The organism is Nonomuraea terrae (genome assembly GCF_004348995.1).
In the GTDB taxonomy this organism is placed as follows: Bacteria; Actinomycetota; Actinomycetes; order Streptosporangiales; family Streptosporangiaceae; genus Nonomuraea; species Nonomuraea terrae.
This window is the reverse complement of the sequence record NZ_SMKQ01000142.1, coordinates 1-23,652: the sequence shown is the minus strand read 5'-3', so window position 1 is coordinate 23,652 and position 23,652 is coordinate 1. Positions and strand designations below refer to the sequence as shown.

The window sequence follows — 23,652 nt, the reverse complement described above, 5'->3', positions numbered from 1 at the left end:
GGGAGAGGGTATGGGGTTGGCGGAGGTGGACGGCGGGGATCCGAGGAAGGGGGAGCCGGGCATGGCCGGATACAGCGGCCGCAAGCAGGCCCACACGGCGCGGTTGCGCCGGATCGAGGGGCAGGTCCGCGGCCTGCAGCGGATGGTCGAGGACGACGCGTACTGCATCGACGTGCTGACCCAGGTGTCGGCGGCGACGAGCGCGCTGAAGGCGTTCTCGCTGTCGCTGCTGGAGGAGCACCTGGCCCACTGCGTCGCCGAGGCCGCGCGCAAGGGCGGCCCGGAGGCCGACGCGAAGGTGAAGGAGGCCTCGGAGGCGATCGCCCGGCTCGTGCGTTCCTGACCGTTCGGAAACGATATATCGTCGCAAAATATGAGTTAATGACCGGGTCATGGCCGCCGGAACGCGGGAGCGTCAAACGCGAGGGAGCCGTCTCGTCCTCAGCCGCATGGCTGGGACCCCGGCGGCGGCACGTTCGGCCTCGGCAATTCCCTCCAGGGCACGTGAACGGTCACCGGCCCAGGCGTAGGTGTACTGCGTAACGTCCGGGATATTGCCTCGGCGGCAATCCGCCGCAAGCGCGTGGCATGGACGCCACGCGGGCAGGACAAGACTCTGTGGGCGCACGGACGATATCGACCTCGGCCGGTCTGCCACGACGGGGCGGCGTATCTCCCGCACTTGTCCCTGCTGCCACGGCAAGCCGGCGTCAAAAGAGAGAGCGGCATGAATCTGCGTGAGCTGCTGACCGGATGCGAGTACCGGGTCCTGCAAGGCGACCCGCGCCAGGCCGACGTCCGCGTCGGCATCGCGTACGACTCGCGGCGGGTGACCACCGGCAGTCTCTACATCGCCTTGCGCGGCACCCGGACGGACGGGCACCACTTCGTGGGTGACGCCGTGGAGCGCGGAGCGGCCGCGGTTCTGGTCGAGCGCCCACCCGCGTCGCTCATGCCGGATCATGCCTGCGTGGCGCAGGTGACGGACACGCGCGCCGTTGCGCCGATCGTGGCGGCGCGCTACTTCGGCGAACCCAGCCGGGAGATGCAGGTCATCGCGGTCACGGGCACCAACGGAAAGACGTCCATCTCCTTCATGGCGGAGGCGATGCTCCGGATCGGGGCGCGGGCCACAGTGGGCGTGATCGGCACCGACGGCTGCCGCGTCGGCGACGAGCCGATCGGGATCGACAAGACCACCCCGACCACCCCCGAAGCGGTGGAGCTGCAGCAGATCCTGCGCACGATGCGTGATCGTGGAGCGAGCACGGTGGTGCTGGAAGCCTCCTCGATGGCATTGGCGCTGCACCGGGTGGACGCCACGGACATCGACGTGGGCGTGTTCACCAACCTCACCCCCGACCACCTGGACCATCACGGCAGCATGCAGGCATACAAGCAGGCCAAGCTGCTGCTGTTCGGTGGGATGTGCCGGCAGGCGGTGACCAACGCCGACGACCCGGTCAGCGCCGACATCGCCGCGCTGATGCCGGGCGCGGTGACCACGTACGGCCTGGACAACCCGGGCGCGGACTTCCGGGCGACCGATCTGCGCGTGGATGCGACCGGCACCTCGTTCGTCTTGCACCACGGCGGCCGACGGCGTCCAGCGCGGGTTCCCCTCCCCGGCCGGTTCGCTGTGTCCAACGTGTTGGCCACGCTCGCCACCGGGCATCTGCTGGGCTACGACCTGGACGCGCTGCTCGGCGCACTGGAGACGCTGCCTGCCATCCCGGGCCGCTTTCAGACGTATCAGACCCCGGCCGGAGTGTCGGCGATCGTGGACTACGCTCACTCCTCCGACTCGCTGGAGAAGGTCCTCACCACGATTCACGAGTTCGCCGACGGCCGCGTGATCACGGTGTTCGGCTGCGGCGGCGACCGGGACCCCAGCAAGCGCGCCCCGATGGGAGAGATCGCCGGAAGGCACTCCGACGTTGTCATTGTCACCAGCGACAATCCGCGCACCGAGGACCCCGACACGATCATCGACGACATCCTGCCCGGCGTGGCGGTCGCCGCCGCGATCATGGAGCGCGTCACCGACCGGCGGCAGGCCATCTCCCGGGCGCTGCAGCTCGCCTTGCCCGGAGACGTCGTCCTCGTCGCGGGTAAAGGCGCCGAGCCCTACCAGATCATCGGCAACCGCGAGATTCCCTTCAACGACATGAGCGCCGTTCGCGAGCTGAGCACCCCGTCGAACGCTTAGAACTGATCCGAAAATCGGTGCTTCAGTGGGCAGGCGGCAGCGAACGCCGACAGGGTGGGGCGTTTCGGTATCGAAGCGGGGTCAGTTGGCGGATTCGACGGTGACGCTGTAGCCGAGGGCTTGGAGTCGGCGGATGTGGCGGCGTTTCTCGCGTTCTGCGTTGAGACGGCTGTCGTGGAAGCCGGTGCCGAGGTCGATGAAGCGAGCGGTGGGGTCGGAGAGCAGATGCCAGACGATGGTCAGGATGGAACGGCCGACGGCGACGGCGGCTTTCTTGTTGCCGCGGCGGCGGGCGATGCGCCGGTAGCGTTCGCCGAGGAAAGTCTCGGTCCGGCCGGCTGCCACGGCGGCCTCGCCCAGGACGCGGGCCAGGTAGGCGTTGCCGTGACCGGTGGCGCCTTTGCGCCCTTCTTCTTGCCTGCTGATTCCTTGACCCCGGGGGCGAAACGGGCCCAGGAGGCCAGGTGCTTGGCGGTGGGAAAACGGCTCATGTCCAGGCCGATCCCGGAGATGATGACGTGCGCTGCGGTGGGGCCGATGCCGGGAATCTCATCCAGCCGCTCGACCGTGTCGCGCCAGGGCGCGATCTGCTGGTCGATCTCCCTCTCCGCGGTGGCGATGTCGGCGTTCCAGGCGTCGATGCGGGCCAGCATCAGACGCAGCAGGAAGGCGTGGTGGTCGGTGAAGTGACCGGTGAACGCCTCTTCGAGGCTGCTGATCTTGGAGCGCATCCGGCCGCGGGCCAGTTGGGCCAGGCGGGCGGGGTTGCGTTCGCCGGTGATGAGCGCGCCAGCATGGCGCGGCCGGAGACGCCGAAGATGCTGGAGGCGACCACGCTGAGCTTGATCTGGGCGTCTTCGAGGAGCTTTTCCACCCGGTTCTTCTCAGCGGTGCAGGCGTTGACCAGGTCGACGCGGTAGCGGGTCAGATCGCGCAGGGCGCGGATGGGTGGGGGTGGCACGAAGCTTGGGCGGATCATCTGCCGCGCACTGGGCACGTCGTCGGCGAAGGCGCGGGCGCCGGCGGGCGCGAAGAGCGCGTCGGAGAGCCCGAAGCCCAGATGGTCGGGGGCGATGACGTGGTAGTCGCCGGCCAGCGCGGAGACGAGGCCGCGGAGCATGAACGAGCTGGTGGGAAAACCGTGCAGGAGCACCACGGCCGGCGCGTCCGCGGGACCCGCCTCACGGTAGAACAGCCGCCGGCCCCGCACCTGCGCGTAGCGATGATGGACGGCCACCATGACAACCCCGTGATCTCGCTCGACCGCTTTCCCGTCCGGCACGTCATGGGCGCCGCCGTTCAGGCGTTGACGACCACCATCTTGCCTTTGGCCTCGTTGGCCTCCATCAGGCGGTGCGCCTCGCGTACCTCCTCGAAGCCGAAGACACGCGACGGCTTGGCCTTCAGCCGGCCCGCCGCCACCTGCTCGGCGATCTCCTGCAAGGGGACGTCGGACAGCGGAAAACCGGGGGTCCCGAAGACGAAACTGCCGAAAAAGGTGAGATAGACGCCGCTGGCCATCTGCAGCAGCGGGTTGAAGTCGGCGATCGGGTCCAGGCCGCCCAGCCAGCCGGCCAGGCAGGCGCGACCCCCACGCCGCAGCATCGCCAGGGAATCGAGGATCGTGCTGTTGCCCACCAGGTCCAGCACCGCGTCCACCCGCTTGGCCTCGGCGATGCGCGCGGACAGGTCGGGCGCCTCCCGTTCGGCGCGCGCTGTGCCGAGCTCCTCCAGCATGGCGAACCGTGATGCATCGCGGGTGGTGCCGATGACGTGGGCGCCCGCGTTGACCGCCATGTTGATCGCGGCCTGACCGAAGGACGAGGTGGCGCCGCGGATGACCAGCGTCTGCCCGGCGGTGATCTCGAGATTGCGGAACAGGCAGGTCCAGGCCGTGGCGTAGGTCTCCGGGATGGCCGCGAGCTCGGCCCAGGGCAGGTCCGACTCGATCAGGGCCACGTTGGACGCCGGCGCCCGGGTGTACTCGGCGTAGCTGCCGTTGATCGTCCGTCCCAGGCCGCCCATGAGCGCCGCCACCTTGGCGCCGAGCGGGAACTCGCCGCCGGGGCAGGCTTCGACCAGCCCGACACATTCGATGCCGCTCACCTTCGCCGCCTCGGCCCACTCACCGCGGCGCATGTGCATCTCGGCGTGGTTGATGCCGAACGCCTTGATGTCGATGACGACGTGACCGGCGAGCGGCTCGGGATCGGGCAGCTCGGTGTAGACCAGGCAGTCCGGTCCGCCGAATTTTTCGATGACGATGGCACGCATCACAGCCCTCCAGACGAGACGCGGCAGGCTGTTCGCTTTGGCTCGGCGCCATGAGCACGATGCCTACCGGCGGGCCGTCCCGCCGCCGCAACGCCTCGCTGCGCCGAGGAGTGCTGCTTCGACCAGGTTCTTTCAGCTTAGCGGGCAGGATCTGGACCGATGCGGGAGCCTCCGCACCGCCGCAGCCTCCTCGACCGGCTACGCGTCCTGCTGTCCAGGCGGCGACCGGACACCTGGCTTCTGGCGATGCGAACGATGGGATCTTGGTGGCCTGCGTCATCGCGTTCAGCACGACCCGCGCGACGGTGACCGCCTGCGCCTCACCGCCGACACCGCGGAAGCGGCATGCCGACATGTCCTACCTTGTCCCTCACCTTGCCTTATGGGCATCGGTTGCGGGCAGCAGCGTCCCATGGGAGACCTTCCTTTCCACGATCGAACTGACTTCGACATCGTCGAGCGCGGCTTCGTCGCGAAGCTAAGCCCCGCAGTGGTCAAGGCCGCCGACGGGAAGATCGTCTGGGATAACGACTCCTACGATTTCCTCGACGCCGACTGCCCTCCCACCGCGCACCCGAGCCTGTGGCGGCAGGCGCAACTGTGCGCCAAGCAGGGGCTGTTCGAGGTGACCGACGGCATCTATCAGGTGCGCGGCCTGGACCTGTCCAACATGACCCTCGTGGAAGGCGAACGCGGCGTCATCGTCATCGACCCGCTCATCTCCACCGAATGCGCCGCCGCCGCGCTGCGGCTCTACCGCGACCATCGCGGGGACCGCCCGGTCACCGGTCTCATCTACACCCATTCCCACGCCGACCACTTCGGCGGCGCTCGCGGAGTCACCGACGGCGACGGCATCCCCGTCATCGCCCCCGCCCATTTCATGGAACACGCCGTCTCCGAGAACGTCTACGCCGGCACCGCCATGAACCGCCGCGCCCTGTACATGTACGGCCAGATCCTGCCGCGTTCCGTCGACGGGCAGCTCGGCTGCGGGCTGGGCATGGGCACCTCGGCCGGCACCGTCTCCCTCCTCCCGCCCACCCTCGACATCACCCACACCGGGCAAGAGGAGACGGTCGACGGCGTACGCATCGTCTTCCAGCTCACCCCCGGCACCGAGGCCCCGGCGGAGATGAATTTCCTGTTCCCCGACCGCCGCGCCCTGTGCATGGCCGAGAACGCCACCCACAACCTGCACAACGTGCTCACCCTGCGCGGCGCGCTGGTCCGCGACACCCGCATCTGGTCCCGCTACCTGACCGAGGCCATCGCCCTGTTCGCCGACCACGCGGAGGTCGCCTTCGCCTCCCACCACTGGCCCACCTGGGGCAAGGACAGCATCGTCGCCTTCCTGACCCAGCAGCGCGACCTGTATGCCTACCTGCACGACCAGACCCTGCGCATGCTGAACCGCGGCATGACCGGCAGCGAGATCGCCGAGGCCATGCAGATGCCGCCCGCCCTGGAGGCGGCCTGGCACACCCACGGCTACTACGGCTCGGTCAGCCACAACGTCAAAGCGATCTACCAGCGCTACCTGGGCTGGTTCGACGGCAACCCCGCGCACCTGTGGGAACACCCCCCGGTCGAGCAGTCGCGCCGCTACGTCGAATGCCTCGGCGGCACCACCGCCGTGCTCGCGCAGGCCGAACGCTACATCCGGGAGGGCGACCTACGCTTCGCCGCCACCCTGCTCAACCACGCGGTGTTCGCCGACCAGGGCAACTCGCCGGCCCGTAAGATGCTGGCCCAGCTCTACACCCGGATGGGCCACGGCGCCGAGAACGCCACCTGGCGCAACTTCTACCTGACCGGCGCCACCGAGCTGACCGGCCGCCCCTCGGCGGGCATGACCACAACCACCTCTCCGGACATGCTCCGAGCGCTCACCGCGGAACAGATCTTCGACTCCCTCGCCATCCGCGTCAACGGCCCACGCGCCTGGAACGAGCGCTTCGCCATCGACTGGCGCCTTACCGACACCGGCGAACGCCACCGGACCACGATGTCCAACGGCGCCCTGATCCACGAGCAGACCCGGTCCGGCGACGACGGAGCGGATCTCACGCTGCGCCTGACCAGGCAGCGGCTGCTCGGCCTGCTCGACGGAGAGGACGCCGACGGCATCGACCACGACGGCGACATGACCGTCCTGCAACGGCTGCGCGCCGTCCTGGAAGACCCCACACCCGACTTCGCCATCGTCACGCCCTGATCGCACCCGAAATGCGCTACGACCCAGTCGGCTCTCGCAGCTTCGCGGGGGAATTCGCGTCCGCCGAGAAACGGCCGGTCTGGACGCGGGCCCGCCTCCTGGATCTGAAGAGTCTCACCTCGCCGGCGGCGGGGGAGCGGCTGTACTCGCGGTGGGACTTCCGCCACGTGCTGCCCACCGGCATCGCCGGTGGCGCGACCCCGTCTGGCGCCACCCCGACGGCTCCTTCGCCGAATGGTGACGCCGGCTCACCAGTTCTCGAGCGAACGGCGCAGGACGCCCGCCGCCGCCTCCTCGTCGACCGCCCGCGGCGCGGTGGCCAGCAGGCGCTGCTGCTTCATCGCCCCCTCCACCAGGGCGGGCACGTCCGCCTCGGTGTAGCCGACGCCGGAGAGCCCGTTCGGCAGGCCGACGTCGCGCATCAGCCGGGTCAGCACGGCCGGCAGGTGGTCGGCCGGGTCGCGGGGCCGCTCCCCGCCGGGTTCGAGCAGCTCGGCGGCCCGCAGGTGCCGCTCCGGGCACGCCTCGAACGTGAAGCGGAACGCCTGCGGCGCGGTGAGCGCCACCGCCATGCCGTGCGGCACGAGCGGCTCGCCCGGCGGATAGCCGTCGGGGTGGAAGCCGCGGACCCGGCCCGCGATCGGATAGGCGTTCGCGTGCGGGAGGTGCACCCCGGCGTTGCCGAACCCGAGCCCGGCGAACGTCGCCGCGAGCGCCATGTCGCCCCGCGCCGCAGCGTCGGAGCCGTCGCGCACCGCCGCACGGAACGACGAGGCCAGCAGCGCCATCGCCCGCTCGGCCCACATGTCGGAGATCGGGTTCGCCCCGCAGTACGGCACCCGCTGCTCCGGCCGCTTGCGCTCGAACGACGTGTACGGCCGCGCGGTGTAGCTCTCCAGCGCGTGGCAGAGGATGTCCATGCCGGACGCGGCCGTCACCCCGGCCGGCTGGCTCATCGTCAGGTCGGGATCGACCACCGCGAGCGTCGGCCGCAGCCGAGGGTGGCTGATGCCCGTCTTGACCTTCAGCGCCAGCACGTCCATCACGCACACGGTGGTGCTCTCCGCGCCCGTGCCGGTCGTCGTGGGCACCGCGACCAGCGGTTTCAGCGGATGCTCCGGGGACCGGCCGCCGCCGACGGGGACGTTGACGTAGTCCATCAGGTCGCCGGGGTTGGTCGTCAGCAGGTTCGCGGCCTTGGCCGTGTCGATGCTGGACCCGCCGCCGACCGCGACGAAGGCGTCCCACGGCCCACTCGTGCGAGCCTGCTCGGCGGCCCGCCGCAGGCTCTCGTCGGTCGGCTCGACGTGCACGCCGTCGAACACGGCGGTCTCGATGCCGTACGCGGCGATCCGCTCGGCGACGCGCGCCGGGTGGCCGGTCGCGGCCACCCCGGGGTCGGTGACGACGAGCGCGCGGCGGACGCCGTACGCGGACAGGTCGTGGCCGATCTCGGCGGAGGCGCCCGGCCCGAACTTCAGCGCGGGCGAGCCATAGGTGAAGACGGACTCCATACGCTCAGTCTCCGCTCATATGCTCGCGCAGCACGTCGTTCAGCGGCCCGCGCCGCTCGCACGCGGCGAACGCGAAGCAGCCGGCCAGTTCCTCCGCCTCGTCGGGGGTGACACCCTCGAAGCAGCGGGCGAAGTCGCCGACCAGCGGCTCGGCGAACATGATGTTGCGCACCAGCGTCTGGATCCAGGGCTTGCGGCCCCACGGGAACGGGTCGAAGTGCGGGAACTCCTTGTCGAACAGCTCCTCGATCGGCTCCAGGAGGTGACGGACGTGCTCGTCGGAGCCGCCCCACGAGTCGGCGCCGAGCCGCTTCTTCTTCTCCAGCACGGGCGCGATGCGCCGCACGTACGCGCTGTCGGGGCGGGCGTACACCAGGCCCTGCAGCCCGATGTCCTTGTAGGTCCACAGCGACCAGCTCGCGCCGTGCTCCCGGTAGATCTCCAGCTGGTCGCGCAGCAGCCGCAGCCGCGACCGGTCACGCTCGGGGTCGCCGTCGTAGACGGGCCCGAACTCGCCGATCCAGACGGGCGTCCCGGTGCGCCGCATGAACTCCGTACGGCGCAGGAACGTCTGCTCCACCACCGAGCGGTCGAAATGCTCGCCCCGGGTCACCCCCGGGTAGGAGCTGCCCGCGGCGATGCCGGGCAGCGCGTAGTCGTGCGCGGTGTAGACCGTGTTGGGGAACGGGTCACCGAAGATCGAGAAGTCGGTCGAGTAACGGTTGCCGTCGAGGAACAGCACGTGCCGGTCGTCCACGGCGCGGATGGCCTGCTCCAGCCGCTCGTAGAACGGCCCGATGACCGCGCCGGAGGAGTCGGCGGGCTCGTTGACCGGGTTGTAGCCGGCCACCTCGGGCCGGTCCTTGTAGCGGTCGGCGATCGCCTCCCACAGGTGCACGACGCGGTCCTGGTAGTGCCGCTGGTTCCAGAACTCCGCCCAGTGAGTCGGGTTGTCGCTGTGCCAGTGCTGGTTCTGCCGGCCCGGCACGGCGTGCAGGTCGAGGATCGTGTACAGCCCGGCGTCGGCGCACAGCCCGATCACCCGGTCCAGCCAGGCGAACCCCTCCTCCTTCAGCACGAACGGCCGGTCGTCGTCCTCGAAGTGGCGGTAGTTGAACGGCACCCGCACCGAGTTGAGCCCCAGCGAGGCCAGGTGGCGGGCGTCGTCGGCGTCGAAGAAGTCGGTGAGGAACCGGCGGAAGAACCGCTCGTAGCCCTCCTGGCCGAGCACCCTGCGCAGGGCGGCCCGCTGCAGCGACTCGGTGGCGGGATAGCCGGTGATGAAGTTCTCCATGTTCATCCACCCGCCGAGGCCGACGCCCGCCAGGACGACTGTCCGCCCCGACTCCCCGGCCAGCCGGTCGCCGCTGACGCTGATCCACTCCATATGGGTTCTCCTCATCGGGATGGCGCCGGCCCGGTGCTGCCGCGGACGAGCAGCCGGGGCTGGTAGCGCACGTTGTAGCCGCCGCTCTCACCGTTCATCAGCGCCCACAGGCGCTCCCACGCCTGCCGGCCCAGCTCGCTCTTCGGGATCGACACGGTGGTGAGCGGCGGAGTGGTGTAACGGGCGAACGGGATGTCGTCGAAACCGGTGATCGACACGTCCTCCGGCACGCCGACGCCCAGCTCGCGCAGGCCGGTCAGCGCTCCGGAGGCGACCATGTCGTTGAACCCGACCACCGCGCTCGCCCCGCAGCCCACGACCGCGGGGGCGGCGGCGTGGCCGTCGTCGAACATGGAGCCGCACGGCAGCACGGTCAGCTCCAGGCCGGGGGCGGCGGCGCGCAGCGCGGCGAGCCGTTCTGCGTTGCCCGCGCTGCCGGGCGGCCCCGCCAGGTAGGCCAGGCGGCGGTGCCCGAGACCGGTCAGGTGGGCCACGAGGTCGCGGACGCCGGCCGCGTTGTCGATCGACAGCGACGGCGCGCCCAGGCCGGGCACCTCGCGGTAGACCAGCACGAACGGCGCCAGCCGCTCACCGATCGAGCACAGCCGCTCGGCCGGCGCCCGCGGCGAGGCCAGAACGAGCCCGTCGGAGTTGCGCCGCGCCTCCAGCGCGAGGATCACCTCCTCCTCCGGGTCCTCGTCGGACTCGGCCACCAGCAGCTGGCGGCCCGCCTTGCCGGCGGCCTGGCTGAGCCCGCGCAGCACGCCCTGGAAGAGCGGGTTGCCGAGGTCGGGCACGATGAGCGCGATGGTGCCGGTGCGGCCGAGCGCGAGCCGCCGCGCGGCCGGGCTGGGCGCGTAGTCGAGCGCCTCGGCGGCGGCGCGCACGCGGGCGACCAGCTCGGGGCTGACGGTCGGCGAGCCGTTCATGACCCGGGAGACGGTCGCCCGAGAGACGCCGGCCGCCTCGGCGACCCGGCTGATCGTCGCCGCTCCCGCCGGCCGCGGCCCGCGCCGCCCGGCGCGCGGCCTTCCACCGCCGTCCCGGTCCTGCTCCTGGTCACCGTTTCCGGTGCTCGCCCTCATGCACTCTCTCCCTGCACGCTCAGGGACTCATCCCAGCATGCGTCGCCTCGCCGGACCGCCGCGGGGGCGCCCTCGGGCAACCTCACCTGGGATACCGGTTTCTCAGTACGCATTACAACCGTTTGTCGGAGATTAGCGCAAGACGTGGGGGTTCACGTTTTTCCTGGTAGTCAGTCGGCTAACAGTGCGTTGACACCAGAAGTGCCCGATGTTAGAAACTGGTTACTCATAAGCCCAATCACGGCTTGTGCCCCTGTTTTCCCGGTCGCGTGCGGCTCAGCGCGACTGCGAAGGGTGATAGATGAGCAAACGTTTGGATACGGCGGGCGCGACCGTCGCCCCGCCTCCCCCTCGACCTGTGTCTCCGACCGAAGACCCACCCCGCCGCCGGCGTTTCCTGCGTCCCGGCGGGCCGCCGCAGGACCGCATCGGCTACCTGTTCCTCACGCCGTGGTTCATCGGCATGGCGGCGTTCACCATCGGGCCGATCCTCGGCTCCCTCTACCTGTCGTTCACCGAGTACACCCTGCTCAAGCCGCCCGAATGGCTCGGCTTGGACAACTACCGCGAGATGCTGGAAGACCCGCGGCTGCACAAGTCGCTGCTGGTCACCTTCCTCTACGTGTTCGTGTCGGTGCCCATCCAGCTGATCCTGGCCCTGGGCCTGGCGCTGCTGCTCAACCGCGGCGTACGCGGGCTGGCCTTCTACCGGTCCGTCTACTACCTGCCCTCGCTGCTGGCCGGCAGCGTCTCCATCGCCATCCTGTGGCGGCAGATCTTCGGCCAGGAGGGCCTGGTCAACCAGCTGCTCGCCTTCTTCGGCGTCGAGGGCGTGAGCTGGGTCGCCCACCCTGACTTCGCGCTCGGCACGCTCGTGCTGCTCAACGCCTGGACGTTCGGCGCCCCGATGGTGATCTTCCTGGCCGGGCTGCGGCAGATCCCCGTCTCGTACTACGAGGCCGCGCAGGTGGACGGCGCCGGCACCGTGAACCGGTTCTTCCACATCACGCTGCCGATGCTGACGCCGATCATCTTCTTCAACGTCGTGCTGCAGATGATCGGCGCGTTCCAGAGCTTCACGCAGGCGTTCGTCATCAGCGGCGGCCGCGGCGGCCCCTCCGACGCCACCCTGCTCTACACGCTGTACCTGTACGAGCGCGGTTTCGGCTCCTTCGACATGGGCTACGCCTCCGCGATGGCGTGGATCCTGCTCGCGCTCATCGCCGCGCTGACCGGTCTCAACTTCCTCTTCGCCAAGCGGTGGGTGTTCTATGGCAACTGAGATCAGGGGCGGCCGGTCGCGGCGGCTGTCGAAGCACGCGCTGCTGATCATCTGCGGCGTGGTGATGCTCTACCCGCTGCTGTGGATGGTGTCGAGCTCGGCCAAGCCCACCGAGACCATCTTCCGCGACCCCTCCATCTGGCCCACCGAGCTGGACCTGGGCAACTACGTGGACGGCTGGACGGCGCTGGAGTACCCGTTCCACCACTATCTGATCAACTCGGCCGTGATCGCGATCCTGGCCGTGGTGGGCAACCTGGTCTCGTGCTCCCTGGCGGCGTACGCGTTCGCCCGGCTGGAGTTCCGGGGTAGGAAGATCTTCTTCGCCATGATGCTGGCGACGCTGATGCTCCCCATCCACGTGCTGATCGTCCCCCAGTACGTGCTGTTCGCCCAGCTGGACTGGATCAACACGAACCTGCCGCTGGTCGTGCCGAAGTTCCTGGCGCACGACGCGTTCTTCGTCTTCCTCATGGTGCAGTTCATCCGCGGGCTGCCCAAGGAGCTGGACGAGGCGGCGCGGATCGACGGCTGCGGTCACATCAGGATCTACTGGCGGATCGTCATGCCGCTGTCGATCCCGGCCCTCGCCACCTCGGCGGTGTTCACGTTCATCTGGACCTGGAACGACTTCTTCAGCCAGCTCATCTTCCTGACCGACCCCGAGCTGTGGACGATGCCGGTCGCGCTGCGCTCGTTCATGGACGGCCAGGGCGAGACGGCCTGGGGGCAGCTGTTCGCCATGTCCATCGTGGGCCTCGCCCCGATCTTCGGGTTCTTCCTGGCCGGGCAGCGCTATCTGACGCAGGGCATCGCCACCACCGGCTTCCGGTGATCTGTGATGAAAACGTTTCTAGCAAGGAGAGCGACCATGTCAAAGCGAACCAGAGGGCTGGCGGCGCTCTGCCTGGCCGGTGTCATGCTGGCGGCCTCGGCCTGCGGCGGCTCGTCCGGCGGCGAGAGCGAGTCCGGCGCCGTCGAGCTGCGCTTCAGCTGGTGGGGCAACAACGACCGGGCCGAGGCCACGCAGAAGGTCATCGACGCCTTCGAGGCCAAGAACCCCGGCATCACGGTCAAGGGCACCTACACCGACTTCAACTCCTACTTCGACCGCCTGGCCACCGAGGTCGCGGGCGGGCGGGCGCCCGACGTCATCACGCTCGGCGGCGCCTACCCCCGCGAGTACGGCGACCGCGGCGCCCTGCTCGACCTGTCCACGGTCGGCGGCGTGCTCAAGACCGACAAGATCGGCGCCGCCGCCCTCGGCAACGGCAAGTTCAGCAACGTCCAGTACGGCGTTCCGACCGGTGTGAACGCCATCGCCCTGGTCGTCAACCCGGACCTGTTCGACAAGGCCGGTGTGGAGCTGCCCGACGAGGACACCTGGAGCTGGGAGGACTTCAGCCGCATCGCCAAGGACCTGGCCGGCAAGCTGCCCGACGGGTCGTTCGCGCTGACGGACCCGACCCGGACCGACATGCTGGACATCTACTCCCGCCAGCGCGGCGAATCGCTCTACACCGCCGACGGCAGGGTCGGCATCACCGACAAGACGCTCGTGGACTGGTGGACCATGACGCTCGACCTGCTCAAGGCCGGGGCGACGCCGCCGGCCTCGCAGACCTCCGAGCTCACCACGCAGCCGGCGCCCGAGCAGACCCTGATGGGCCGCGGCCTGGCCGCGATGCAGTTCGACTGGAGCAACCAGATCACCGCGCTGCGCAAGGCCTCCGGCGCGCCGCTGCGGCTGATCCGGGTGCCGGGCGAGAGCCAGGGCACCCGGCCCGGCATGTGGCTGCAGGCCTCGCAGATCTACACGATCAACGCCAGGAGCGAGCACCCGCAGGAAGCCGCCAAGCTCGTCGACTTCCTGGTGAACACCGCCGACGCCGGCAAGATCGTCCTCACCGACCGGGGCATCCCGGCCAACTCTGACGTCCGCGCCGCCATCGAGCCGCAGCTCAGCGAGGAGCAGCAGATCGAGACCGCGTTCATCGACACGCTGACGCCGAAGGCCGGCCCGCCGCTGGTGATCGGCCCGACCGGCTCCGCCGACGTGTGGAAGATCCTCGACCGGGTCAACGCCGACGTGCTGTTCGGCCGCCAGCAGCCCGCCGCGGCCGCGGCCGACTTCATCAAGCAGGTCGGGACGGCGATCGGCTGATGATCGACCGCCGCGCGCTCGTGGGCCGGCACGCGGTCGAGGTGACGTCCGTGCTGCCGGAGTCGCCGCTGTCCGTGGGCAACGGCGAGCTCTGCTACACCGCGGACGTCACCGGGCTGCAGACCTTCCCCGGCCTCCACCCGGTCGACGACCCCGAGGGGCCGGGGACGCTGCTGGCCACCATGGCCTCGTGGGGCTGGCACAGCGTTCCCGGCTCCTACGACCTGGCCGCGACGACGCGCACGTACCGGACGCCGCGCGGGCCGGTCCCGTACGTCGACATGGCGGACATCACCCGCCCGTCACCGGCGGAGGCGTGGCTGCGCGCCAACCCGCACCGGCTCGACCTGGCCAGGATCGGGCTCGTCGCGGCCGGCGGCCGGGCGCTCGAACCGGAGGACGTGAGCGGCGCGCGGCAGCGGCTCGACCTGTGGACCGGAGTGCTGACCGGCGCTTACCGGCTGCGCGGCACGCCGTTCCAGGTCGTCACCGCCTGCCACCCCGAGCGGGACGTGCTCGCTTTCCGGATCGAGTCGCCCGGGCTGGACGGGGTGGCGGTGCGGCTGGCGTTCCCGTACGGGTCGCAGGCGTGGGGCAACGCCGCCGACTGGTCGCGGCCGCGGGCGCACTCCTCGGTCCTGCGGCCGTCGGCGGACGGCTTCACGGTGGCGCGGCGGCTCGACGGCACCGCCTACGAGGTGGCGGTGACCCTGACCGGCGGCCGGGTCGCGCAGGCCGGGCCGCACGAGTACCTGGTCACCTTCGACGGGACGGCGGCCGAGCTGGTCGTCGCCTTCCACCCGTCCGGTCCCGCCAGCGGCAAGACGTCGTTCGGCGAGGTCGTGGCGGCATCCGAGCGGCACTGGGAGCGGTTCTGGAGCACAGGCGGCGCGGTGGACCTGTCCGGCAGCCACGACGAACGCGCCCCCGAGCTGGAACGCCGCGTCGTCCTGTCGCAGTACCTCACCGCGATCCACTGCGCGGGCTCCACCCCGCCGGCCGAGACCGGCCTGATGGCCAACAGCTGGCGGGGCCGCTTCCACCTGGAGATGCACTGGTGGCACGCGGCCCACTTCCCGCTGTGGGGCCGCCCCGAGCTGCTCGAACGCAGCCTCGGCTGGTACGCCGCCATCCTGCCCCGCGCGCGCGGGACCGCCAGGGCGCAGGGCTGCCCCGGGGCGCGCTGGCCCAAGCAGGTCGGCCCCGACGGCCGCGAGAGCCCCAGCCCGATCGGCCCGTTCCTGGTGTGGCAGCAGCCGCACCCGATCTACCTGGCCGAGCTGGTGCGCCGCGCGATCGGCACCCGCCGCGCCGTCGCCCTGTACGGCGACCTCGTCCTGGAGACGGCCGCCTTCATGGCCGCCTTCGCCGTCAAGGGCCCCGGCGGGTACGGCCTGGGCCCGCCGCTGGTCCCCGCCCAGGAGTCGTACGCCGACGTGCGCGCGGACGCCGCCGACCCGGCGTTCGAGCTGGCGTACTGGGCGTGGGCGCTGGAGACGGCACAGCGCTGGCGGCGGCTGCTGGGCCTGGCCCCCGAGCCGTCCTGGGCAGAGGTGGCCGCCGGGATGGCCGCCCCGCTGGTCCGCGACGGCGTGTACGCGGCCATGGACGCGCCGCCCTACACCGTCCGCGACGACCACCCGTCCATGCTGTACGCGCTCGGCTTCGTCCCCCCGACCCGGATCGTCGACCCGGGCGTCATGCGCGCCACCCTGCGCGACGTGCTCGGCGACTGGAACTGGCAGTCGACCTGGGGCTGGGACTACCCGGCCATCGCCATGACCGCCGCCCGCCTCGGCGAGCCGGGCCTGGCCGTCGACGCGCTGCTCATGCCCGTCGCCAAGAACACGTACCTGCCGAACGGGCACAACCGGCAGAGCCCCGGCCTGCCCGTCTACCTGCCGGGCAACGGCGGCCTGCTCGCCGCGGTCGCCCTCATGGCCAGGGGCTGGGACGGCGGCCCGCCCGCGCCCGGCTTCCCGGACTCCTGGACCGTACGGCACGAGGGCCTGCACCGGCTGCCCTGACGGTCAGCGGGTGCGCAGCTCCAGCTCCTCGCGCTTGCCGAGGAACTCCTCGGCCCGCGCCCACTCCAACGGCAGCGGCATCGGGTACGTCGTCCTGATCCGCGCCAGCTGCCGGTGGGCGCGGGCCAGCACGGCGAAGTCGCGCGGGTAGGCGCGGGTGTCCACACCGGTGAACACGCCGACCTTGCGTGCCCTGGCCAGCAGCTCCCGCCACGCGTCGATCGGCGCCAGCCCCACCGAGTCCACCCCGTGCGAGAACAGGGTGAGCCGGATCTCGTCGTACGGGTCGGCGGCGTCGAGGTAGGAGCGCAGCCGGGCGTGCGAGGCCTCGGTGTTGAACACCGTCCAGAACGGCGCCGAGCCGCTGCGCAGCGCCCACCACGGCTCCAGCAGCAGGAAGCACTCCACGAGCAGCCGGTCGGCGGGCAGGCCGCGGCGTTCGTGCCAGGACCGGTGGAGATCGGCGACGGCCGGGCTCAGGTCCTCCGGCTCACCGAAGCGCAGCCGGGCGAGACGCCAGCCGTTGCGTTCGGCCAGCTTCTCCAGTTCGCCGAGCAGCTCGGGCTCGAACCCCCACTCCGCCTCCGGCCGCTCGCCGTCGGCCGGCGGGTAGTCCCACGCGCGCCTCGGCGAGCCGTAGCGGCGCAGGTAGTCGGCGACGCGGGGGCCGCCGTGCGCGTACTCCTCGGGCGTCGCGCCGCCCAGCGCGCCGTGCTGGAACACGTGCCGCGGCCCCACCCGCGTGCTCGGCCAGCGCAGCCCGCACTCCACCACGACCAGCGTCGCGCCCGGTTCGAGCGACTCCTCCAGGAACCGCGCGTACGCCTGCGGCAGCCGCCGCCACTTCACCCTGAAGTAGGTCATGCCCGCGATCATCAGGCGGTCCTGGTTGGCGTCGTGCATGTGGTGCAGCACCAGGTCGGGGTTGGCGTCGAGGAGCGCCCGCCCCGCCTGCCGGGTCGTGTCCAGGTCGCCGCGCGGGTCGTCGGGGTGCACGCCGTGCCGCCGTACCGGCAGCAGCAGCGTCTGCGGCAGCCACGGCGCCGACACCGCCGCCGCCAGGTGCACCAGCGCCCCGTTGGACGAACCGACGAACGCCACCGGATACCGGCGCCGCGGGTAGTGCCCGGTCACCCACCGGGCCAGCTCCTCCGACCGAATCTCCGGCACCCGCCGCAGCGGCACCGCCTCCGCCCAGCCGCTGGCCGCGTACGCCTTCTCCTGCAGCGCGCGCGGCAGCCGGCTCGCCGCGCCGAGCAGCGCGGACATCGCCGGCTCCATGGCCGCCGGGCCCTGGCCGATCAGCGGTACGTCCCTGTCGTGCAGGAACCGCGCCAGGGCACGCAACATCCCGGTCGCCGAGTCGAACGACGCCACCGCCTTGCCCGGCCTCACGCGGCCACCTCCCCAAGGAACGCGGTGACCTCACGGGCGAGCCCTCGCGGGTCCCGGTACGGCACCATGTGCGGCAACCCCTCCATGACCACGAGCCGCCCCCGCGGCAACAGCCGCGTCACCTCTTCCGCCCACGCCTGGGGCACCATGCCGTCCCGCCCGCCGCGCACGACGAGGGCCGGCACCGCCACGTACGGCAGCTTGTCCTCGACCCGGTCGCGCATGGAGACGCCGAAGCTGGCCAGCACGCGGCGCGGCCCGGCGTCGAGGTAGTCGGCGACGTTCAGCGGCGCCATGCGCGGGCTCTCGTGCACCGAGTTGCGCAGCCACTGCGCGACCAGCCGGACGGGGGAGCGGCCGAGCGGATCCACCGTCGGGCCGACCAGCACCAGCGCGGCCACCCGGTCCGGATGGCGCACGGCGACGTCGACGGCCACCTGGCAGCCGAACGACCCGCCGAGCAGGCACGCCCGCTCCAGCCCCGACTCCTCCAGCCAGGCGGCCACCGCGTCGGACAGCCCCGCCAGCGTGGGCGGCGCGGAGGGCTTCTCACTGCGGCCGAATCCGGGCAGGTCCACGGCCCACGCGTCGTGCGTCGCGCCCAGCTCCCGGACGAACGGCAGCATCTCCCGCCCGGACACCCCGGCGCCGTGCACGCACACGACCGCCGGGCCGGGCCCGTGGCGGCGCCGGCTCATGATCGCCGTGCCGGACACGGTATGGACGAGTTGTTCGAGCGGCACGCCTCTCCTCTCCCGAAAAGGCCTGCCCCCTACCCGAGCGGTGATCCGGCGAACGTCCGCCTCTCACAGGGTGAGGCCGCGCGCCCGCTGGGTGTCGCGCCACTCCACCGTCAGCACGGTCGCGTCGTCCTGGAGCCGGCCGCGCTGGTGCGCCAGGATGGCCTGGATCAGCCGCCGCAGCGTCTCCGGCGCTGCCATCCCGTCCGCCTCCCGCCGCACCACGAAGTCGATGAACCGCTCCAGGCCGAACCGCTCGCCGCCGGGGCTCTGCGCCTCGATGATGCCGTCGCTGTAGAACAGCAGGCGGTCGCGGGGCTGGAGCGGGTAGGACAGCAGCCCCGTCGAGGCGTCCAGGCCCAGCCCCATCGGCGGGTCGGGCACACCCTCCAGCGTCGCCACCAGGCGGCCCTCGCGGATCACCAGGGGCGGGTGATGGCCCCTGTTCACCCAGCTCAGCACGCCCGTCCCGAGGTCCAGTTCGGCCAGGATGCCGGTGGCGAAGCGGCCGGTGAACTGCTCACTGATCGCCGCGTCGACCGCCGAGGCGGTCTCCGGCAGGCCCGCGCCCAGCCGGCGGCTGTTCCTGAACGCGCCGATGGCCAGGGTGGCGGTCAGCCCGGCCGAGGTGTCGTGCCCCATCGCGTCGAAGACCGCCAGGCGCAGGATCCGGCCGTCCAACCCGAAGTCGTAGGCGTCGCCGCCCACGTCGTACGCGGGCTCCAGGGCGGCGCTGACCACCACGTCCTCGGTGGCGAACGTGCCCGGCGGCAGCAGGTTCCACAACACCTCGGCCGACAGCGTCAGCGGGCGGGTCCGGACGAGACGGGCGTAGGAGTCGCTGTGCGGGCGCTTGCTGATCAGCAGGACCGCGGCGAGGGCCGCCAGGTTCTTCACCCGCGACTCGGCGAGCTCGTCGTCGTGCGGCACCGTGACGCCCAGCACGCCGACGCGCTCGGTGCCGTCCAGCATCGGCACCCACAACCGCCGCGCCCCCTCACCTCCCAGCGCCTCCTCCTGCTCCGCCGTCCCCGGCTCCTGCTCCGCCGTCCCCGGGCCCGCGGGGGGTTCTGAGGTCGCCGGGTCCGCGACGGGTTCCGAGACCGCCGGGCCCGCGACGGGACGCGTGCGGACGATCTCCACCAGGCGGAAGGCGCGCCCCGGCAGGGTGCCGTCGATCCGCACCGTACGCGGCACCGCGCCGTCGGGACCGGTCTGGCCCGGCAGGGGCACGAGGAGCTGCTGCTGCAGGTCGGTCGTGTAGATCACGATCTGGGAGAAGCCGACCCGGCGCGCGTGCGAGGCGATCTCGCGCGGCAGGTCCTCCATCGCGCACAGATGCATGGCCTGCAGCAGACCGCCCAGGACCCGCTCACCCTCGATCCCCACGTTCGCCCACCCCCCGAGTACGCGTCTGCCCGCACTCCTACCCACTTGGGCGACCCCGCGGCCGGCGGGTACGGTGCCGTCCACGGTGCGGCGGGGGTATCGGCGGCTGATGGCGGGAGGCCGCGTCCTGCGCGCCGCCGGCCGCTGGTGACGTCAGGGGGTCGTGAAGCGGCGCAGCAGAGGTTCGGCGGCGGCGAAGGCGGCCACCACGTCGGCCGCGGTCCGCTCACGCTCCACCAGGCCGACCGCCTCCCCGGCGTAGACGTATGCGGTGTCGAAGTCCCCGGCCTCGCGGGCGGCGGCCAGCTCGGCGGACGCCGTATCGTCCGCGGCCAGATCCGCCTCCCGGCCCTCCCACCGCTCGAAGAACGCGTTGCGCAGAGCGCGCCCGCCGTACTCCGGGGGCCAGGCGAGCCGCTGCGCGACGTCGAAGACCCGCCCGTACGCCGTGCCGGTCTCCCCGGCAGCCAGCACCCGCCGCCGGGCCGCCTCGGGGAGCGTCGTCTCGGCGCAGCCGAGGAACGCCGTACCCACCCAGGCGCCCTCAGCGCCCGCCGCCAGCACGGCGGCCAGCCCGCGCGCCGTCGCGATGCCGCCCGCGGCCAGCACCGGCACGTCCACCGCGTCCAGCACACCCTGCAGCAGCGGCAGCGTGGCCACCTCGCCGCGTCCGTGCCCGCCGCCCTCACCGCCGCGGGCCACGACGACGTCCGCACCGGCTCCCGCCGCGGCCCTGGCCTCCTCCGTGGTGCCGGCCTGGGTGGCCACCACGATCCCGGCCTCCCGCAGCGGCCCGAGGTGGCGCGCGTAGTCGCCGTAGCTGACCGACACCAGCGCCGGGCGCGCCCCGATCACCGCGCCCAGCTGGGCGTCCGTGAGGGCCCAGGCCATCAGCCCGATCCCGTACGGCCGCCCGCCCGCGCCCGCCACGGCGGCCTGGTCGCTGATCCACGCGGCGGACGCGGTGGGGGGCACACCGAACATGCCGAGCCCGCCCGCCGCCGCCACCGCAGCGGCCAGCCGCCCGTCGCTCACCCCGGCCATCGGCGCCCCGACCAGCGGCACGTCCACCCCGAAGCGCTCGGTCAGCCACGTACGCAGCATGTTCACTCCTTCGCTGTTACTGCAGGTAGTTCTCGACCTGCGAGACCGGCGCGGCCTCGGCGTCGTCGGGATTCATGCCGGCGTCGCGCCGGGCGCGGCGCCGGCGCAGCAGGTCCCAGCACTGGTCGAGGGTCTCCTCCAGGTGGGTGAGCCGGGTGTGCTGCTCCGGCTCGGCCGACGCGCTCTGCGAGCGCAGCTCGTGCTCCTCGTCGACGAGGGCGTGGATGCGCTGGAGGATCTGCTGTTCGTCCATGAGCCTTCCCGTTCGCGTTGTACGCCCGGGACGTCCGGCCACGGGCCGAACCACCGTACAACGCGCGGAACCGGCTACTCCGGCCAGGGCGACTCGAGGATGGTGTCCACGAAATCGCCGCGCTTGAAGCCCGGCACGTACCGCTCCAGCACGTCGGCCTTGACGTTGCCGAACGTCGTCTCCGGCCGCGGCGCGACGCCCTCGGCGAACGCCCGCAGGATCGCCTGCTTGAAGCCCGGCCTCGGGTGCAGGGCCGTGATCTCCCGCCGCTGCTCGTCGCTGAGTTCGTGGAAGCCGATGCCGAGCACGTCGTACTCGACGCCCGCGGTCACCAGCGCCACCTCCGGCTCCATGAACTCGGGGATGCCGGGCGTGGTGTGCAGGGCGATGGCCGTCCAGACCCGGCGGATGCTGTCCTCCGGCACGTCGTGCTCGCGCAGGAAGCCCCGGGCGACGTCGGCGCTGTCGACCTCGAAGCGCCGTCCGCTGCCACGGTGCTCCTCGTTGAGGCCGAGGTCGTGGAACATGGCGCCGATGTACAGCAGCTCGGGGTCGTAGCTCAGGCCCCGGTTGCGGCCCTGGAGCACGCCCCAGAAGTAGACCCGGCGCGAGTGGTGGTAGATCAGGTCGCTCGTGGACTCGCGTACCAGCCGGGTGGCCTCGCCCGCCAGTTCGGTGTCGGGTACGTCGATCATGGAAACCTCCTGGTCGCGGATGCCGCGCGGACCGGCCCATGACGACCACCGCACCGCATGACAGCGTGAATCCCCGACGGGGGCATGTCATGCGGGCGGGGGAGAGGCTCCCGTGCAGGTCAGAGCTTGCGGCCCACCACGCCGTAGGCGCCCGCGTCCTGCGGGGCGCGGGCGACCGGGCCGTCGGGGCGCCAGTCGAAGACCGGGACCAGGCCGGGCTCCTCCAGCTCGTACCCCTCGAAGAAACGCAGGATCTGCTCACCGGTGCGCGGTGTGAAAGCCAGGGCCTCGCTGTTGTACGCCTCCGCGCTCGCCCCCACCAGCTTCGGGGCGAAGTCGGCGGTGACGTGTGAGATCGCCAGATAGCTGCCGGGCGCCAGCGCCGCGCTGTAACGCGCCACCAGGCCGAACGGGTCCTCGTGGTCCTTGATGAACATCAGCGTGCCCACGATGACCAGCCCGACGGGCTTGCTGAGGTCGATGGTCTTCAGCAGGTCGGGGTGCTTGAGGATGGCGTCGGGCTCGCGCAGGTCGGCCTCGATGTACGCCGTCCGCCCCTCCGGGGTGCCCTTGAGCAGCGCCCGGGCGTGGATCATCACGATCGGGTCGTTGTCGAGGTAGACGATCCGCGCGGCCGGGTCGGCCGCCTGGGCCACCTCGTGCGTGTTGCCCTGGGTCGGGATGCCCGTCCCGATGTCCAGAAACTGGGTGACACCCTGGGCGGCGATGTGGCGTACGGCGCGGCCGAGGAAGGCGCGGTTGTCGCGCGCGCCCTGCACCACTCCGGGCGAGGCCTTCGCCGTGGCCTCCGCGACCGCCCGGTCGGCGGCGAAGTTGTCCTTCCCGCCCAGCCAGTAGTCGTAGACGCGGGCGGAGTGCGGTACGGACGTGTCGATCCGCGGGTGAGGAGTCTCCTCGGTCATGGGGGCCTCCGGGGTGACGACGGGATACAGAAGATGATCATATGTCGAGCAATATCCCCCGCGCGGGTTGATCGTCAGCTTCCCGCCGTCTCCCGATGAATCGGACGTGTCAGGCGCCGGATCAGCTTGCCACCCGCAGGTCCGCGAAGAGCGCCCGATGGTCGGACCCCGGCACGTCGAACACCCGCACCCTCAGGGCCCCCGCCCGCGCGTCCGTCAGGACGTGGTCGATGGTCACCAGCGGCGGCAGCGAACGCCCGTGCGGCCACGTCGGCATCAGCCCCTGCCCGGTGGCGTCCGCCGCGTCGGTGTAGCCGGTGGCCAGCAGCCGCCGGAAGACCGCGTGGTCGAGCGTCGCGTTGAAGTCGCCCGCCAGGATGCGCGGCGGCCCGGAGCCCGGCGCGGGCGGCAGCGAGGCCACCCCGGCCTCCCACTCCGGCACCGTGGACGGCACCGGCGCGACCGGGTGCACGACGACCACCTCCACGGACGAGCCGCCGGGCAGCGACACCTCGGCCACCGGCATGTGGTGCCCGACCGGCTGGAACAGTCCCGTCCGCTCGCGCAGGGGGTGGCGGCTGTAGACGCCGCTGCCCTCGGGACCGCGCAGTTCCGGACTGCTGATCTGGTACGGCAGCATGCCCTCCAGCCCGGCCTCCGCCAGCCGGTCGCGCGCCGAGAAGGTCAGCTCCTGCACGCTCAGCACGTCCACGTCGAGCCTGCGTACGAGGTCGGTGATCACGGCGGCGTCACCGCGGCCGCCGTTGAGGTTGGCGGTCAGCACCCGCAGCGGCCGCCCCCGCGCGGGAGCGTCGCCGGCGATCGCCCGCGGCACCACGAGCCAGGCCAGGCACGCGCACACCACCGCCATGACCGCGACGGCGGCGCGGCACCGCAGCAGCGCCACGACCCCCAGCACCACCAGGGCCGCGACGGCGAAGTACGGCGTGAACGAGACGAGCGGCACCAGGAACGCGCCCGACTCCACCCCGC

General features: G+C 71.6%; 21 protein-coding genes. 7 read left to right on the top strand and 14 right to left on the bottom strand.

Annotated features, from left to right (window positions below; all coding sequences use genetic code 11):
* Positions 1 to 61 precede the first annotated feature (61 nt).
* Complete coding sequence (locus tag E1286_RS32660) at positions 62 to 343, top strand: metal-sensitive transcriptional regulator (RefSeq protein ID WP_132618630.1); 282 nt, start codon at positions 62 to 64, stop codon at positions 341 to 343.
* Positions 344 to 682: 339 nt separating this feature from the next.
* Positions 683 to 2,209 carry a UDP-N-acetylmuramoyl-L-alanyl-D-glutamate--2,6-diaminopimelate ligase gene (locus tag E1286_RS32655; RefSeq protein WP_246075415.1) on the top strand — a complete coding sequence of 509 codons (1,527 nt, stop codon included), beginning with the start codon at positions 683 to 685 and terminating at the stop codon, positions 2,207 to 2,209.
* A gap of 239 nt (positions 2,210 to 2,448) precedes the next feature.
* Here the strand turns inward: E1286_RS32655 and E1286_RS49510 are convergent, their stop codons facing one another.
* From E1286_RS49510 to E1286_RS32640, 3 genes are read right to left on the bottom strand one after another with little or no spacing between them, the layout of a single operon-like run.
* Positions 2,449 to 2,862 carry a transposase gene (locus E1286_RS49510; RefSeq protein ID WP_223190638.1) on the bottom strand — a complete coding sequence of 138 codons (414 nt, stop codon included), beginning with the start codon at positions 2,860 to 2,862 and terminating at the stop codon, positions 2,449 to 2,451.
* A complete protein-coding gene (locus E1286_RS49505; RefSeq protein WP_223190636.1) occupies positions 2,862 to 3,449 on the bottom strand; it encodes an alpha/beta fold hydrolase in 588 nt (195 codons plus the stop codon). Before E1286_RS49505 ends, E1286_RS49510 begins: the two co-directional genes overlap by 1 nt.
* Positions 3,450 to 3,508: 59 nt before the next feature.
* On the bottom strand, positions 3,509 to 4,483 hold the full coding sequence (locus E1286_RS32640; RefSeq protein ID WP_132618628.1) for a zinc-binding alcohol dehydrogenase family protein: 975 nt from the start codon (positions 4,481 to 4,483) through the stop codon (positions 3,509 to 3,511).
* A gap of 412 nt (positions 4,484 to 4,895) precedes the next feature.
* Here E1286_RS32640 and E1286_RS32635 point away from each other — a divergent pair, with 412 nt between their 5' ends.
* Positions 4,896 to 6,701, top strand: coding sequence for an alkyl/aryl-sulfatase (locus tag E1286_RS32635; RefSeq protein ID WP_132618626.1), 1,806 nt, complete (start codon positions 4,896 to 4,898; stop codon positions 6,699 to 6,701).
* Between the two features lie 248 nt (positions 6,702 to 6,949).
* Here E1286_RS32635 and E1286_RS32630 read toward each other — a convergent pair whose 3' ends face one another.
* From E1286_RS32630 to E1286_RS32620, 3 genes are read right to left on the bottom strand one after another with little or no spacing between them, the layout of a single operon-like run.
* Positions 6,950 to 8,215: a hydroxyacid-oxoacid transhydrogenase gene (locus E1286_RS32630; RefSeq protein ID WP_132618624.1), complete on the bottom strand. Its 1,266-nt coding sequence runs from the start codon at positions 8,213 to 8,215 to the stop codon at positions 6,950 to 6,952.
* Between the two features lie 4 nt (positions 8,216 to 8,219).
* Positions 8,220 to 9,602: a glycoside hydrolase family 5 protein gene (locus E1286_RS32625; protein WP_132618622.1), complete on the bottom strand. Its 1,383-nt coding sequence runs from the start codon at positions 9,600 to 9,602 to the stop codon at positions 8,220 to 8,222.
* Positions 9,603 to 9,613: 11 nt separating this feature from the next.
* Positions 9,614 to 10,687 carry a LacI family DNA-binding transcriptional regulator gene (locus tag E1286_RS32620; protein WP_132618620.1) on the bottom strand — a complete coding sequence of 358 codons (1,074 nt, stop codon included), beginning with the start codon at positions 10,685 to 10,687 and terminating at the stop codon, positions 9,614 to 9,616.
* A gap of 301 nt (positions 10,688 to 10,988) precedes the next feature.
* Here E1286_RS32620 and E1286_RS32615 point away from each other — a divergent pair, with 301 nt between their 5' ends.
* From E1286_RS32615 to E1286_RS32600, 4 genes are read left to right on the top strand one after another with little or no spacing between them, the layout of a single operon-like run.
* The gene (locus E1286_RS32615) at positions 10,989 to 11,969 is read left to right on the top strand and encodes a carbohydrate ABC transporter permease (RefSeq protein ID WP_132618618.1); all 981 of its coding nucleotides are present in this window, start codon (positions 10,989 to 10,991) and stop codon (positions 11,967 to 11,969) included.
* The gene (locus tag E1286_RS32610) at positions 11,959 to 12,804 is read left to right on the top strand and encodes a carbohydrate ABC transporter permease (RefSeq protein WP_132618616.1); all 846 of its coding nucleotides are present in this window, start codon (positions 11,959 to 11,961) and stop codon (positions 12,802 to 12,804) included. The genes E1286_RS32615 and E1286_RS32610 overlap by 11 nt, the downstream gene beginning before the upstream one ends.
* 36 nt (positions 12,805 to 12,840) lie before the next feature.
* Entirely contained in the window at positions 12,841 to 14,133 is a 1,293-nt protein-coding gene (locus tag E1286_RS32605) for an ABC transporter substrate-binding protein (RefSeq protein ID WP_132618614.1), read from the top strand.
* A complete protein-coding gene (locus E1286_RS32600) occupies positions 14,133 to 16,160 on the top strand; it encodes a hypothetical protein (RefSeq protein WP_132618612.1) in 2,028 nt (675 codons plus the stop codon). The genes E1286_RS32605 and E1286_RS32600 overlap by 1 nt, the downstream gene beginning before the upstream one ends.
* A gap of 3 nt (positions 16,161 to 16,163) precedes the next feature.
* Here E1286_RS32600 and E1286_RS32595 read toward each other — a convergent pair whose 3' ends face one another.
* The 8 genes from E1286_RS32595 to E1286_RS32560 all read right to left on the bottom strand — a co-directional run.
* Positions 16,164 to 17,555 (bottom strand): hypothetical protein, encoded by a 1,392-nt coding sequence (locus tag E1286_RS32595; RefSeq protein ID WP_132618610.1) that lies wholly within the window; start codon positions 17,553 to 17,555, stop codon positions 16,164 to 16,166.
* Positions 17,552 to 18,298, bottom strand: coding sequence for an alpha/beta fold hydrolase (locus tag E1286_RS32590; RefSeq protein WP_132618608.1), 747 nt, complete (start codon positions 18,296 to 18,298; stop codon positions 17,552 to 17,554). The genes E1286_RS32595 and E1286_RS32590 overlap by 4 nt, the downstream gene beginning before the upstream one ends.
* Positions 18,299 to 18,361: 63 nt before the next feature.
* A complete protein-coding gene (locus E1286_RS32585) occupies positions 18,362 to 19,684 on the bottom strand; it encodes a PP2C family protein-serine/threonine phosphatase (RefSeq protein ID WP_246075414.1) in 1,323 nt (440 codons plus the stop codon).
* Positions 19,685 to 19,837: 153 nt separating this feature from the next.
* Positions 19,838 to 20,788: an NAD(P)H-dependent flavin oxidoreductase gene (locus tag E1286_RS32580; RefSeq protein ID WP_132618606.1), complete on the bottom strand. Its 951-nt coding sequence runs from the start codon at positions 20,786 to 20,788 to the stop codon at positions 19,838 to 19,840.
* A gap of 16 nt (positions 20,789 to 20,804) precedes the next feature.
* Complete coding sequence (locus E1286_RS32575; RefSeq protein ID WP_132618604.1) at positions 20,805 to 21,041, bottom strand: DUF2630 family protein; 237 nt, start codon at positions 21,039 to 21,041, stop codon at positions 20,805 to 20,807.
* Between the two features lie 74 nt (positions 21,042 to 21,115).
* Positions 21,116 to 21,736, bottom strand: a complete 621-nt coding sequence (locus E1286_RS32570; protein ID WP_132618602.1) for an HD domain-containing protein — start codon at positions 21,734 to 21,736, stop codon at positions 21,116 to 21,118.
* A 119-nt stretch (positions 21,737 to 21,855) separates the two neighbouring features.
* On the bottom strand, positions 21,856 to 22,659 hold the full coding sequence (locus E1286_RS32565; protein ID WP_132618600.1) for an SAM-dependent methyltransferase: 804 nt from the start codon (positions 22,657 to 22,659) through the stop codon (positions 21,856 to 21,858).
* A gap of 121 nt (positions 22,660 to 22,780) precedes the next feature.
* Positions 22,781 to 23,652 (bottom strand): endonuclease/exonuclease/phosphatase family protein (locus E1286_RS32560; protein WP_132618598.1); only part of this gene is annotated, 872 nt, incomplete at its 5' end.